This window comes from Pseudoalteromonas sp. G4, assembly GCF_028875915.1.
In the GTDB taxonomy this organism is placed as follows: Bacteria; Pseudomonadota; Gammaproteobacteria; order Enterobacterales; family Alteromonadaceae; genus Pseudoalteromonas.
Window position 1 is genome coordinate 1 of record NZ_JAPEHW010000093.1, and the last position, 13,997, is coordinate 13,997.

At 39.9% G+C, this 13,997-nt stretch carries 14 protein-coding genes and 1 other RNA gene; 8 read left to right on the forward strand and 7 right to left on the reverse strand.

Going from position 1 to position 13,997, the window contains the following annotated elements; translation table 11 throughout:
* On the reverse strand, positions 1-797 hold a 797-nt coding region (locus ON073_RS18265), incomplete at its 3' end, for a penicillin-binding protein activator (RefSeq protein ID WP_274763317.1).
* 63 nt (positions 798-860) lie between these two features.
* On the opposite strand from ON073_RS18265, the gene rsmI reads away from it, so the two are divergent.
* From rsmI to ON073_RS18285, 4 genes are all read left to right on the forward strand, one after another.
* Positions 861-1,742 carry a 16S rRNA (cytidine(1402)-2'-O)-methyltransferase gene (gene rsmI, locus ON073_RS18270; protein WP_274763318.1) on the forward strand — a complete coding sequence of 294 codons (882 nt, stop codon included), beginning with the start codon at positions 861-863 and terminating at the stop codon, positions 1,740-1,742.
* 35 nt (positions 1,743-1,777) lie between these two features.
* An RNA gene (gene rnpB / locus ON073_RS18275) (RNase P RNA component class A) lies at positions 1,778-2,141 on the forward strand.
* A gap of 267 nt (positions 2,142-2,408) precedes the next feature.
* Positions 2,409-4,211 carry a site-specific integrase gene (locus ON073_RS18280; protein WP_342455425.1) on the forward strand — a complete coding sequence of 601 codons (1,803 nt, stop codon included), beginning with the start codon at positions 2,409-2,411 and terminating at the stop codon, positions 4,209-4,211.
* 43 nt (positions 4,212-4,254) lie between these two features.
* Entirely contained in the window at positions 4,255-4,611 is a 357-nt protein-coding gene (locus ON073_RS18285; protein WP_274763320.1) for a DUF6998 domain-containing protein, read from the forward strand.
* 185 nt (positions 4,612-4,796) lie between these two features.
* Here the strand turns inward: ON073_RS18285 and ON073_RS18290 are convergent, their stop codons facing one another.
* From ON073_RS18290 to ON073_RS18300, 3 genes are all read right to left on the reverse strand, one after another.
* Positions 4,797-5,234 carry a DUF6641 family protein gene (locus ON073_RS18290; RefSeq protein WP_274763321.1) on the reverse strand — a complete coding sequence of 146 codons (438 nt, stop codon included), beginning with the start codon at positions 5,232-5,234 and terminating at the stop codon, positions 4,797-4,799.
* A gap of 23 nt (positions 5,235-5,257) precedes the next feature.
* A complete protein-coding gene (locus ON073_RS18295; protein WP_274763322.1) occupies positions 5,258-7,354 on the reverse strand; it encodes an AAA family ATPase in 2,097 nt (698 codons plus the stop codon).
* A 103-nt stretch (positions 7,355-7,457) separates the two neighbouring features.
* Positions 7,458-8,312 (reverse strand): hypothetical protein, encoded by an 855-nt coding sequence (locus tag ON073_RS18300; protein ID WP_274763323.1) that lies wholly within the window; start codon positions 8,310-8,312, stop codon positions 7,458-7,460.
* A gap of 449 nt (positions 8,313-8,761) precedes the next feature.
* On the opposite strand from ON073_RS18300, the gene ON073_RS18305 reads away from it, so the two are divergent.
* Positions 8,762-9,931 carry a hypothetical protein gene (locus ON073_RS18305; protein WP_274763324.1) on the forward strand — a complete coding sequence of 390 codons (1,170 nt, stop codon included), beginning with the start codon at positions 8,762-8,764 and terminating at the stop codon, positions 9,929-9,931.
* 22 nt (positions 9,932-9,953) lie between these two features.
* Here ON073_RS18305 and ON073_RS20615 read toward each other — a convergent pair whose 3' ends face one another.
* Complete coding sequence (locus tag ON073_RS20615) at positions 9,954-10,079, reverse strand: helix-turn-helix domain-containing protein (protein ID WP_446728540.1); 126 nt, start codon at positions 10,077-10,079, stop codon at positions 9,954-9,956.
* A gap of 42 nt (positions 10,080-10,121) precedes the next feature.
* Between ON073_RS20615 and ON073_RS18310 the strand changes: the two genes are divergently transcribed.
* A complete protein-coding gene (locus tag ON073_RS18310; RefSeq protein ID WP_274763325.1) occupies positions 10,122-10,460 on the forward strand; it encodes a hypothetical protein in 339 nt (112 codons plus the stop codon).
* 227 nt (positions 10,461-10,687) lie between these two features.
* Here the strand turns inward: ON073_RS18310 and ON073_RS18315 are convergent, their stop codons facing one another.
* A complete protein-coding gene (locus ON073_RS18315; protein ID WP_446728539.1) occupies positions 10,688-11,473 on the reverse strand; it encodes a substrate-binding periplasmic protein in 786 nt (261 codons plus the stop codon).
* Positions 11,474-11,758: 285 nt separating this feature from the next.
* Complete coding sequence (locus ON073_RS18320; RefSeq protein ID WP_274763326.1) at positions 11,759-13,015, reverse strand: sensor domain-containing diguanylate cyclase; 1,257 nt, start codon at positions 13,013-13,015, stop codon at positions 11,759-11,761.
* 86 nt (positions 13,016-13,101) lie between these two features.
* Here ON073_RS18320 and ON073_RS18325 point away from each other — a divergent pair, with 86 nt between their 5' ends.
* Both ON073_RS18325 and ON073_RS18330 read left to right on the forward strand, forming a co-directional pair.
* Positions 13,102-13,536, forward strand: coding sequence for a hypothetical protein (locus ON073_RS18325; protein WP_274763327.1), 435 nt, complete (start codon positions 13,102-13,104; stop codon positions 13,534-13,536).
* Positions 13,537-13,769: 233 nt separating this feature from the next.
* Positions 13,770-13,997: hypothetical protein (locus tag ON073_RS18330; protein WP_274763328.1), on the forward strand; the 228-nt coding region annotated here is incomplete at its 3' end.

Consider the following 13,997-nt stretch of genomic DNA (forward strand, 5'->3'; position numbering starts at 1 on the left):
TTTTGTTTACTTTGATTGCTCGGTAAAATCACCGCTATTTTATTAACGCGAATTGGTTCAACATCAATGATTTTTTGCAGGTTATCTGGCAGTGCAAAACTTGCCGGATGATTTGCATAGGCATAATTCCATTTGTTTAATGCTGCCTGTAATGAAGTTGCATCGCCAATATAAAGCTGAGTATAGAGTGCAAGGCTAACCCAGCCGCGTTGTATACTGCTGCCAGTGTTTAAAGCATCGAGTTGCTTAATTGATAGCTGGTTAAGTACTTGCCACAACGCTTTATTTACTTTATCTGCGTTAAATTCGTGTTTATTGGCGGTTTCTGACGCGCGAATTAGATATGGAGCGGCTTGATGTGGCAGTGTTTGTGCAGCGTAAATATTGCCGTAAATTTCTTGGTGCAGATAAAAATGCATAGGGGAAGAAAGCTTGGCATTTAGTGATTCAAGCGTGCGTAATGCTGCGTGGTAATCTTTTTGCTGAGTATAAGCTAATGCGATATATAACTGATTACGCACAGAGTCTGGACCATCTGATGCAATCAGTAATTCACAAATGGTGATAACTAATTGCCAATCTTGTTCTTCAATAGCGCGATCTCGAGCGGTATAAAGCAATTGAATTTTATCAAAATCTCTTTTTGTTAACGCTTTTTGATATAAACTTTGCGCATTGAGATCGGCCTCAATGCTAGGCTGAGTTTTGACCTGTTCAACAACAGGTGTTTTTTCAGTTGTACTACACGCTGATAACAAGGAAAATAGAGCTGTTAACCCTAATAGTTTTAGTCGCACGCTGATCTCAGTCTTTTTCTATCCAATTAGGTCATATATTACAAACTGTTGTAGGAGAGCTCAATGACAAATAATCAGAAACTAAGCAATTTAGGAACATCAGACCAAGATAACAGCCAAGGTCAGTTATTTGTCGTAGCAACTCCAATTGGTAATTTAGAGGATATAACACAGCGCGCACTAAATGTTTTGCAAAGTGTTGATATTATTGCTGCCGAAGATACCCGTCATACCAATAAACTATTAAGCCACTTTTCAATTAAAGCAAAAGTGATCGCCGTGCATGATCACAATGAAAAGCAAAAGGCCAGTGAGCTGTTAGGTTGGTTAGAACAAGGTTTAAATGTGGCATTGGTATCAGATGCAGGCACACCGCTAATTAGTGACCCTGGCTATGCTGTTGTGAATTTATGTCGTGAGCAAGGCGCATCGGTAAGCCCGATTCCAGGTGCGTGTGCGGCAATTGCTGCGGTATCGTGTTCAGGCTTACCGACAGATCGCTTTCAGTTTATAGGTTTTACTCCAGCTAAAAGTAAAGCCCGTCAGGAGTTCTTTGTTGATGCCCATAATTCAGGCATGACCAGTATTATGTACGAAAGTACTCATCGAATTATGGCAAGCTTGGAGGATTTAAAGGCGGCTCTTGGGGATGAACAAAAAGTTGTGTTGGCAAAAGAGCTAACTAAAAGCTTTGAAACGTTTTTTAGTGGTACCGTCTTAGAATTAATCGCATTTTTAATTGAAGATCCAGCTCGCCAAAAAGGCGAAATTGTACTTATGCTGCCAGGTAAACAAGTCAGTAAAAGCGAAGTTTCACCAGAAGCAATTAAGTTAATTGAGTTATTACAAAGCGAAATGCCACTTAAAAAAGCCTGTGGTATTGCAGCTGATTACTTTAATTTAAAGAAGAATGCGCTGTATAAAGCGATGTTAGAGCAAGAATAACTAGCAGCAAAGCGTTAAATCCGTATAATAGCGCCTGAGTCAGCCAGATAATCGCTGCTTTATCGTTGTACTTTCGGGTATACGGGTAAAGGGGAGGAAAGTCCGGGCTCCACAGGGCAGGGTGCCAGCTAACGGCTGGGGGGCGCAAGCCTACGACAAGTGCAGCAGAGAGGAGACCGCCAACTTCGGTTGGTAAGGGTGAAAGGGTGCGGTAAGAGCGCACCGGGCCACTGGTAACAGTTGGTTGCAAGGTAAACTCCACCCGGAGCAAGACCAAATAGGGTTCCTTATGGTGTGGCCCACATCGGAACCGGGTAGGTTGCTTGAGCTTAAGAGTGATTTTAAGCCTAGACGAATGATTATCCACGACAGAACCCGGCTTATAGGCTGTCTCAGAAATTTTAGTAACCGCTTGATCCGTCAAGCGGTTTGCTAAAATCCCCATCTAAATTTAACTCACTCGCTATTCCGATACACCAAATGGTACACGGTCAATTCGTTTTATCTCGTTCAGAGACTCAATTGTATTTAGCTTTAACTTCTCTAAGGAATTGATTTAGGTGTAAATTTTATCCTGATAGCATTTCAATATCGAAAACTAGCTTCATCTAAAAATGAGATACACGGTAATTGAGATGGGTGCTTGGCTTGAGTTGAGTGTGAAACATGCACGGCATAACGGGTATTAAGTACCTATACAAACGAAAGTCTACCTTTTACATAAGAGTGAAAATACCCAAGCGGCTAGGAACTAGGGAAGTTAGGTTATGTCTGCGGACTAAAAGACTGGCAGTGGCGATCGCCAAACTTGATTTACTATTGCCAATGGTTAAACGGTTGAAAGCACTTGTTATTAGTTCAAGAACATTAGAAACTGACCTTGTAAGCAAACAATTAAATCAAATCAAGGATGCCATGTTAAAGCAGTTAACGATTGCAGATATAGACCCACTCATAGCCAAACTAGAGCAAGGTTACAGTGACGGAGGTCATACGATTAATGCATTGGGTACACAGTCTTTAACAGAACTTGATGATAGCTTTAAAGAGCGGTTCGTATATATTGCGGAAGCCGAAAGTAGTACAGAACGAGAAGCCCGATTTGATGAAATCGTCATTGGTTTAGAGCAGGATGAACGCTGGGCATTCATTGAATCTTTCTCTTCAATTATGAAGTTATTCCCACAAATGGAAGGGGCTGATGAACCGATTGACGCTTTGCCACTTCAAGCTAAAGAGTTACTTTTTAGCAATGGCTTTAAGGTAGAGCCAAACAGTGTGCCTTACCGAGTTCTACTGAGTAAGCTAAAGGTGACCAATGCCGTCCGTGATCAGCTACTAGTATCTATTATTGACGAAGATTTTCTTGGTGAACGCAAAACCCAAGGTTTGTTGTCATCCCAATCACAAATCAATGCTAACTTATCTCAGGTCGAAATTTTTGAAGAACCCTGTGGCCCTCTTTTTTCTCAGGTGTATGCTGAGTTTCTTGAGTTTAAAATCAGAAAAGAGAAGCTGACCGAAAAAATACAAAAAGACTATGAACGGTTTTATACCGTGTGGCAGCTAGTCATGGACGATAGACCAATTGAGCAGTATAGGCCAAAGGATATAGGGCGGTTTATTGATAGATGTTTTGAACTCCCACGTATGAATATTGCACCTTACAACAAAATGACATGGCAGGAACGGTTGGATTGTGAAGTGCCAGAGGAAGAGGTCACTTCACCTAAATCGGTGCAAGGTTACTATAAGTGGCTGCAAAGTATTTTTGCTTATGCCAAAAAAGACACTGTGGATTACATCAGCTCTAGTCCATGCAATATTAAACGTGACTTTACTTCAAACACCCGAGGCGCATTTACCGACCTTGAGCTAGTGCAGTTTCTTAATGCCGCCCAAGATGAAAGTACTCAGTGGAAAAAGTGGATTATACGGCTTGGCATATATACAGGTGCACGTCTAGGCGAGCTGGTGCAGTTGAGGAAGTCGGATATTCGTTTTGATGAAGAAACAAAGCGCCATTACATACTGATCACTGACGAACACAAGGACCAGAAGCTAAAAACGGATAACGCCAAGCGTAAGATCCCAATGCACAATTCTTTGAAGGCTGATGGTTTTATTGAGTATGTGGCTGCATGTGGTGAAAAGGTATTTGAAGAGTTAGATAAGTCAGTACGTGTAACAGGTTGGATGCCTAGGCTAATGGAATCTATTGGTGTATCAACCTTCAACGAACTAGGTCATAAACGCTCGTTTCACAGTTTCCGCCACACTTTCATTACCAAGTTGATGAATGATGGTGTGCCAGTAAATAACCTTCAACAGGTTGTGGGCCATGAAATTAGTTCGTTTGGTATCACTAGCAACTATACCCACAAGGCTACGAGTATAAAGAATTTAGTTGAGGTGGTGGACATGTTTAACGTTGGTGATAAGCAGTTTTCTGGTAGGGTAGAGTTATAGAATCATCCAACTAAGAACTATTGTTAACTGCCAAGAGGATTCAATGTATCTTAAAGAAATGAGAATTAAAGAGCTGTTGCAACTTCAAGTTTCAATTACAAACGAGCTAAAATCTCGAGGCGTGGTTAGAACCCAGAATAATCCTTTAGGTGACTACACAGAATGGCTTGTGGCAAATGCATTAGATCTAAAACTTGAAGCTAATTCTAAGGCTGGGTACGACGGTTTAAGCAAGACAGGTGTCCGAGTTCAAATTAAGGGACGTAGAGTTACTCCCAAAAATAATTCCAGACAACTTAGTGCCATCCGAAAGTACGATGAACAAGACTTCGATGAATTGGCGGCTTACTCATACCGCATGAGGTGGTTGGCGAATATGCTTCGTACCGAGAACATGTAAATGCTCATATTTTAATTCTTAAAGGGCCTATTCTTTCTGACCCGAGAGTGAAGTGTATTAAACATGTTATATGCAGTTGACAATGAGCAGTATATGTTTGGTTTTAAGCTTACTGGGGTAATGGCATCGATCTATTTTTATAGTGCGCCAAGGTCATTGAGCGACCTTGGCAGATTGATGTTAGGTTAGGCTTTTGTGATTGGTAGGTTGCTAGACAATGATGCTAGCGCTTTATCTAGTTCGCCATTGACGGTGGCATCAATCACGGTTTGGATCACCGTCGGTAGGCTTTCTTTATCACCAACTTCAATGGCGTGATTGCCTTTAGATAGCTCCAATGGCTTATTGGCGTATCGTACCTCCAAGTAATACTTGCCGCCTTTGGCGTAGAACCAAGGGCTTACTTTTTTGGCGACTTTAACTTTCTCCTGTTGGCCTGTTTCCTCGTTCTTCTGCCACTTTTCTTTGTAACAGGTGTAGGATTCAAAGTTAACCATAGCCGTTGCCATTTCGAGTTGGATTTGAAGGCGGTTGATTAGTTTGTCACGGCGTTTAGCCTCAGGTGTGGTGTTTTTCTCTGGGCGTGAAACGGCCTTGAGCGTACTCAATATTGATTTAGTCATGGTATTTACCTTTTGGTTTGTGGTTACTTTACAAAGCCGATGGGCCTTGTGGTTTGCTTGTGATTGGATTCAGTAATGAGAATGTCTAAGCAGTCTTGGGCGGATAGCTTAGTTCTCGAAAATTGCTGTCTGCGTTTAATAATCGCAAAATCGCCGACAGCGATGTTTTTAAGATTTGATAGCTTCTGAAGCTGATAATCTGTTATCTGAGAGCGTCCACAGGCTGTTTTGAAGAGCCGTTTTAGCTGTTCTGATGTCAGATGCTCAAAAGCTAATTTAAAGTCAAAGCGACGCATTACAGCGCGATCAAGATGTTTATCAAAGTTCGTCGCTGCAAACAGCGGAAACTCGAAGCAGTCGATTTGTGTCAATAGCTCGTTAACTTGCTGTATTTCAAAGTTTTGAGAAGCCCCCGACCTATCAGCCAATAAACTATCCACCTCATCAATAAAGAGGGCAGCCTGCTGTTCATTGGCCTTGGTAAAAATGCTCGCTATATTCTTCTCAGAGCCACCCACATACTTATCAAGTACATCACTACAACGGACGGTGATAAGTTCTTGATTGGTTGTTTTGGCTAGGTGGTTGGCTAATGCTGATTTCCCCGTGCCACTGGGGCCTGTGAATAGGGCGCGTACACCGCAATGCTTTTTCATAGCGCGTTCAATATGCGCCAAGGCTTTATTGCCACCTTTGATATTTAGGTTATCGAGTGAAAACGCCATTTGTGGTTTGTAGGTGGCTGTGCCACCTTTGATATTTAGGTTATCGAGTGAAAACGCCATTTGTGGTTTGTAGGTGGCTGTAGTCGTTTTAAAGCCACAGGCTTGGTGGACTTCGGTAATTAGGCTGTCTACCAAGGTTTCAGCCTGCTTACCTTGGTGGCCTATGGTATGGCATACGAAGGCAGCATTGGCGATATTGGCAGGAGTTATATTGTCCTTGGTGGCAAGCTGTGCCTTAAATGGTTTGCTCAATCTTAAACCTTTGGTGGTATTGGCGATAATGCCTTCCATAACACGGTTGTCTGGTACGAAAATGTGTTTAACGAAATTGAACCGCCTTAGGACGCTGGCTGGAATATCTTCTACCGAATTAACTACCCAAATACAGGGTATGGTGTTGGCTTCAAGTGTGGCATGTAGGTTATCTTTGCCACCTGAGGCGCGGTGGTTAAACACCTGTTGGACTAAAATATCCTCGGCCTCGTCCAACATAAGCAAAGACTTCTCGTCATGACTAACTATTCGCTGTACCAAATGGAGGTGTTGAAGCCTAAGGTTTGAACTTAATCTCTCTTGGTCATAATCCACCTCCCGCTGGTGGACATCAGAGCCAAAGGCTTTAATGGCAATAAGCGAAGCGCCTAAGGTATCAGCCAAAAAACGGCTTAGCTGAGTTTTACCCGTGCCAGGCTCGCCCCACAAAAGCACGTTACAACCTTGGATAGAGTGATTTAATGCCACATCAAGGAAGGCGATTAAGTCCTCCAATTCAAGGTGCTTAAAGTCACTTAACTTCAAGATGGATGGTGGTTGCATCTGTACCAATGGTTCAATTAGCTCGGTATAACTTGCAACCTTTTCACCTACTAACTTTTCCACCAAGGCATGAGGGATACCTGATTGATCTAGCTGAAGGTAGTGTGACCCCTGTACTAGGCCAGTTTCTACCAAGGCGAGGTTGATGTTAATTAGCGCCTCTTCAGTGATACCAACAATATGAGAAAACATCGAGTTGATATGAATGTCCGAAGGCAGACAGCAGTGTATCCACTCATAAAAGCCACCGTTTACGTTAAGCACCACCATGAGTTTAATCACCTTCCAGCTGTTGGCGGGTAGCTGCAAGCCATGTTCAAACACTCGGCAGTTATGGCCTAGGTCGCACCCTTTGGTAACAGATAACCTTTGGTGTAGGTGTTTAGTTAGATTATCGAAGTCTTCATTTTGCCCCGTGAACTTAAAGGAAGTACCACAGATGCTTTTAATGATGGCCCCTTTGACCGCCATTAAGTCAGTGGAATCGATAAAGCCTGAGGTCATCGCCCGATATGTATAGCCTGTGGCGTAGGACTGATACATATTTGAGGGCAGTAGTTTGTTGTATGTGCGTTTCATCTTAAACCTCACAAATCAGCACATTGATGTATTAGCTATGATTTTATGAGGTTTTGCTTTAGGCCTGTATGGTAAACCTTGGTCGGAAATAGGCGTGATAAGTTTAATCAGGTTTTGTATTTATCGTCTTGAAGTTAATTGGTGTCAAAGCTAGTTTTTTGTGTGGTCGGCTTTTTTTTAAGGCTTTCTTTGGGCGATCATCTTGCTTACAGTCTGCTATTAGTGACCTTTTCTCTAACGATGAAACCTTTTCTCTGAGTTTGGTAATCACTTCATCTTTGTGTAACAGTTGGGCTTCTAATTTTTCAATTTCGCTTTTTGCACGGGCCAATTGGCTACTGTCATGTTTCTGCCTTTTTTTGATTTCAAACAGGTCACTTGAATCTTTAATTCCAATGGCATTCAAATTTGTTATCAGGTTTTTGACAGCATCTACCAATTTTGGTTTAGTTGATGTTGGTTCTGAACAAACTTTATTGGTTACCTTATTACTGCGCATAAACACTTCTAGAGATTCGTATATATCGAAAATTTGTGAGGTTGAGTCTATGCCGACATCTACTAAAATGGAGCTCATATTTTCCAAATATTGGTTTGACGTCTTGTACCCTGATTGAGTAGCTGTAAGGTCAATTGTATTCCGACAAGAGCTGCTTACATAGAAACGAGACCTTTCTTTATCTTTGGCTTGTTGCCGAATTCGATCAACCCATAGTGACCATTCACTTTTCATCTTTCCACTTTTAGTCAGTCGATGTGGTAGCTTGTCTTTGAAGTTGTTTAGCTCTCTAACTAGGTCTTCTACTCTAGCTTCATTACTGTGAAAACTGCTCTTAAGTAGTTCAAGGTTTGCCGATATTTCTCGGTAGGCGATAGTTCTTTTACTTAGACGAGAGAGTAAATTTTCACCATGTTCGATCCACTCTATGGCGGTTCTGTCCGATTTAGTTTTTGGCATAATTAGGCCTCATCAAATTCGTATATAAAGCGAAGTCCTTGGTTTATAGGGACGGTTTCAGTGCACCATATTAACCTAGTCCTTGGTTTATTGATTGTCAAAATAAATGGTAGTCCTTGGCTTTCATAAATGCTGTTTTACAACTGCGCTGAAAATTTTTAGTGAGCGCGAACTGAGTCGATAGGCAACTTTTCTGGAATTGTAAAAGCTAATTTGGTTACAGCTGAGAGAATTAAAAACTTTTGCTGCCCATTGGTGTTGCGCTAGATGAAGTTACAGCGTGACGAATGTTAATACAGACTTCAAAGGCCCACATGGTGGGGGTTACTATGAAAAGACCAATTATTCGCTCTAATAGCACTGTAAGATCATCCTATCTATCCAATTACAATAAGTATAAGCACCTCCTAATACCCATAACCTTACTACCAACTAACCAATATGAACAATTGGCTCCAATAACCAAAAGGTACACAGACTTCTATGGTGCCGATGGTCACTTTAAAAGTATTAGTGATAATGCACTGCTCAGTTTTGTACGTGATGACGAATTTACTAATTTTAGTCAAGATGTACTAGTTCGAGCATTACAAAACCCAGAGCAATATGTAGAGCCAAGTATTGATGACTTTATTATGACCCTTGAACTTAGTAAGCGAACATGGAAACGGATGCGACGCAACATCGGTTTGTTAAAGTCAAAAGTAGGAGTCAAAGTGTCAAGTCACTCTGGTGGTGAGCTCGGGCACTTGTATAAGCGGCAAGTGGTCTTTAAATTTCTAGATGGTGGAGAGATACGATTCCATTTTGATCCTGTTTTGGAATCTGATGGTTGTAGTGAAGTAAGGCGGTCCTCTAGAGTTTCAACACGCATATCTCAACTTGGGTTCCGTAACTTCAGTATTTTCTTAGGCTGGCTCAAAGAGCAATCTAATGGTGAATACGATAAAGCTGTTAGGTTTGATAACAGTCGGGGCGCCAAAGGTACAACTCGTGGTGCATATGCCACAAGGTTAGACTTTGAATTTAAAATACACGGTTTGCCAATTCCGTTTCTGTTAACACGGGACCCTCATCATATGTCTAGTAGTTATGCTATTTGGCCTGAGGACGCATCTAATTCCATGGTAGAATCCTTTAGCCATGGCAACCATTCGGAGTCTTCTCATTGTTTGAGTTATGACCCTGTGCTAAAGCTGGTAGGTGACGGGACTATCACTTTACCCTATGCAAAACAATTGCTTCCGATGTCTAAAATCGAACGCAGGCAACTATCTAGTAAAGATGGTAATGGTGGCCTGTTGGTTTCAGCTTTAATTCCTAACTCTAGTCCTAAACTTGGTAGTAAAGGGAAAGGTGTACAAACTCATCTTGGTAGACTCGAGTTCTTCTCACCAAAACTCTATCATTCTTTGCCTGACGAACTTGCCGTCAAGGTAGCTCGTTTTAAACTGGATGCGGTATGGAAGCGTTTAGGTACGCGTGAAACTAGGCAGTTGAAAAAAGCATTGTCTTTAGACTGCCATAAGATTTTCGTAGACAGTGATGCAATTGAACGGTGCTTTTTTAAAAAGCTTGATAAGCTGTATTGGACCATAGTCGACCCAATTACATGGTGATTTGAATTCGCTTCTTAATCCGTTACTCCATTTTTGAGAGTGCTTTGTAAACTGTGGCTCTAGCGCAGCCTAGAGTCTTTGCTATTTGCATCTTATTTACCCCTTCACGATACATTTTCTGTATCTTCTCATGTAGCTCTCCATTAATACACCTTTGCCCTTGTACTTACCGTTGGCTTTAGCAATGGCTATGCCTTCACGCTGGCGCTCAAGTATCATAGAGCCATTGCTACCTATTCAGATGGATGGTGAGCGACCTGCGTTGGTCGAGCATAATCAACTTGATGAAGTGATGAGTTGGCTAGCAAATGACCTTAGCGCTAAGTTGAAAGCAGATTATGGTCTTGATTCAATTAAAATTTTGGTTCGTACAAACACAGTTAAAGACAAAATAGTTAAACACTTAAAACAAGCTTTTAAAAAACGTAAGCAAGTCAAAGGCTCAGATATTGAAAAGCTAGTAATGACAATACATGGGGCGAAGGGGCTAGAATGCGAAGTAGGTTATGTTATCGACCCAAGATTCTAGAATTCAAAACCTGATACCAAAGATGAACACTTACGCCTTGTGTTCGTTGCAATAACAAGAGCAAGTGATGAGCTCATTATTTGTAAGGCACTCTCTGGCAAGCGAATATATAGTGATGACCAAAGAAGTGACTATTCATTGGATGACTTGTGCGATCAAGACCACTTATTCAACATGGTTATCGATATCTAAGGCATCGCACATAATCTTATAAAAAGAGCCTGATTTTAAAGGGCGGTGTCTTGCAATGCCGGAATGTCTTTATCATATTTATGGTAAATTTTAATCAGTTCCCCCGAATGCATTAAAGATAAGAAACCTTTATCAAATATGGCTTTAATCTTTCGACCCCGGGTGCTGTTGGAAAACGCGGCTCTAAGAAGAACACTTTCAAAAGCACGGATATCGTAGTTTTTAAGCTTTTCTTTGTCTAATGGGCTGAGTGTTTGTTCCATCATCCCAATGGTATCAATGTAATAATCGGCTTTACTGTTTAGTAAACTCATAATTGCAGCTTCCCTATTTGAACTTGCAAATCCGTTTAATTGACGTTTCCCTTTAATGCTGAATTCTTTTTCATAAGCTTTTGGCCAAGTTCCTATGTAATGCTTTAAGTCAGTTCCTGGTGACCAAGTTATTTTATCTTTATTATATATAAGGCTAAGATGGGAACTTAAAATTGGTTGATCAGAAATTAATAGATTTTCTGAACGAATAACACCGAGCGTAAAATCCGCGCGTTGTTTTTCTAACAAATGGATGGCGCGTTTAAACGGAACGTATTCTTTTCTGACTTTTAGGTTAGCGTGAGCAAATACAGCATCTACAATTTCGTGATATAGCCCCCGCCCACTTTTTTCAGTGAAATTGTACCATGTTTCGGTTACCCATAGTACTTCATCAATATTACTATCGCTTGATTTAGCAAAAGAAGGTATCGATACCGCTAAATTTGTAAGCATATAGATTATGTAGAGAATTGGAGGGTAAAACTTTCTAAGGGGGCGCATCACGTAAGCTTCCTTAATTTTTCGAATATAGAAACGCATGCCTTGGTTTCAACTGCGGATGATAAAGTGTGTTCATTTTTTGATTTAAGAAATAGAGCAAATACCGAACAAGCTAAAAGAGCAGGTACGATCGTGAATACGATAAAAAGTGAGATGTACAAAGTAACCCCAATTATCATGATGGCTGATGTAATTATTTCGATTCTTAAACTCAATCTAACCGATTAATTTGGATAATTAAAGAGGTTATCGGAGTTTCTTTGAATAACTTAAACCATTGTATGAGGACTAATTTTTATCATGCCAAATGATGGAAGCATCACCTTGTTTTTTGGCAATATACATTGCTTCATCGGCATGTCTAATTAACTTGTTTGTGATATACGCACTATCTGTCCCAGATGCAACTCCAATTGCAGCACCAATTGAAATAATATTGCCTTTAATTTTGAATTGCTTAGTGGCTGCTAAGGTTAATCTCTGCGCAATCGATTCAATTGACTCAATACTGCCTTGTTCGTCAATCAACACCACAAATTCATCTCCACCCACACGACACAATAAGTCATAGTCTCTAAGCGCATCTTTAAATCGCTTAGCAACTTGAATGAGTAACTCATCACCTATCTCATGACTGAGTTTGTCATTAACCGCTTTAAACTTATTAAGATCTATATAAAGTGCATAAACTGTTATCTTTTTTCGGTTAGCGATAGAGGCTAGTTTACGTAATCTCAAAAACAGTTCCTTTCGGTTGTAAAGCCCTGTTAAATGGTCATGCCTGACTTCATGCTCGAGTTTCGACTTAAGGTTTTTTACTTTTGCAATTTCGGATTGTAAGGAGGAAACTGTATACTCAAGCTGTTTTTGCAGATATGCCCGCTCAGAAACCTCCTGTTGTAGCTTTGCTTTCTCTCTTTCCAGTTTAATGGTTTTTTCTTTAACTAACACTTCGAGCTGCGCTTTACGTGATTCAAGCTGCACATTAGCGGAAGACAAGGCTTTTTGGTTATTAAAAGCGTCAAGCGCGGATGCAATGATGTGGCTAACTACAAACAACAAATCAAAATCATAGGATGAATATTCAGTGTTCGAACGATAAGATTGAACTACAAAAGCACCTAATGATTTATTTTTAACTTCCAGTGGGAAGCATAACCACTGTTTAGGAATTGTTCCCATTAAATTTACATAACCATCGTTAATAAGATTTGCAATACTAACATTGTCAAGGTTTTGTGGTTTATGGCTTTTCAGGGCATAGCATGTCAATGAGTTGTTAATATCTTCCTTTTTAAACTGATTTAACTCTTCAATACTAAACATGTCTTTGGTGTCTTTAAAGTACGGAAATGAAATATCATTACCTGATTCAAGTACTACATAAAAATTGTCAGCATAAGTAATGCTATCCACGATATCATGAACATTTTCTAAGAAAACATTCATTGAAGTGCAATGGTTTAAGCAAGAGACTAATTCACCTACTTTTGAAACCACACCATCATTTACAACGGCTGAAGGGATTTCGTGACTGTTATTCATGTATGACTTTAAATCTCAAAGGAAATTCTTTTTAAATTTGTATTTTTGTCTACTCTTATAATCATAGCAAAGAAAGAGACGACGTTATGAAAAATGGAATTTTAATTGTTGCTGAGCATCAAGAATACGACGGAAGTAACCATACTTTGCTAGTTGACAACCTATTTGAACGAGCTAAATCGTTCAACGTGAGTTCGGTTTTCCACTGCGCAGAGGCTCGTTTATTTGGCTATTTTGAAGGAGCTGAAGAGGATATATCACCAGTCGTTGCATGTATTTTTCAGCTCAATAATTATGAAGTTATCTTTCATTTGATTGTTAGTGAATTGCAATTTTCGCCATTAGATGGATGCTATTTACTTAATTTTGAAAAAATGAGTCCAAGCATAAAATTCAATGCTGTTGTTCTAGAAAGTGCAATCGATAAATATGTAAATAACCTTTACTCGCACGAAGATGCAGTAGATATTGCTCTATTTTCAATAAAAAAATTAAGAAGGTTGATGGCGGTTACTCAGTGAATGTTTGCTTCAAGCGAACTTTTTTACTAAATATGATTTATTGGAATTAGGGAAAAGAAGCAATAAACATTTTTCCCTGTTTGTGCATTATTGAACTTGAATCGTTTCCTTCTAATCTTACTGTTATTGATCAATAAGTTTAAATTCACCTGACAAGAGCGGTCATTAGATTTGAATAAATATAATACTGGTTTTATGCTTTCTAATGACCTTTTAAATAGTAAAGGACTATCATGAAATACAGAATTGAAATTTTAATACCAATAATTTTGTTGGGTTACATTGCTTTTTTTCCAGTTACATCTGGAGAGATTACTCATCATTTTTTAAAAAATCATATATTAGTACCATTTGTTTTAATTCTCGTTGCTTTGACAGTACTTTCATTTGGATTATCGCAATTAGCTGAGTTAATAAAATCTTTCAAAGCTTTCTTCGTTTATGATTACCAACCAACTCGA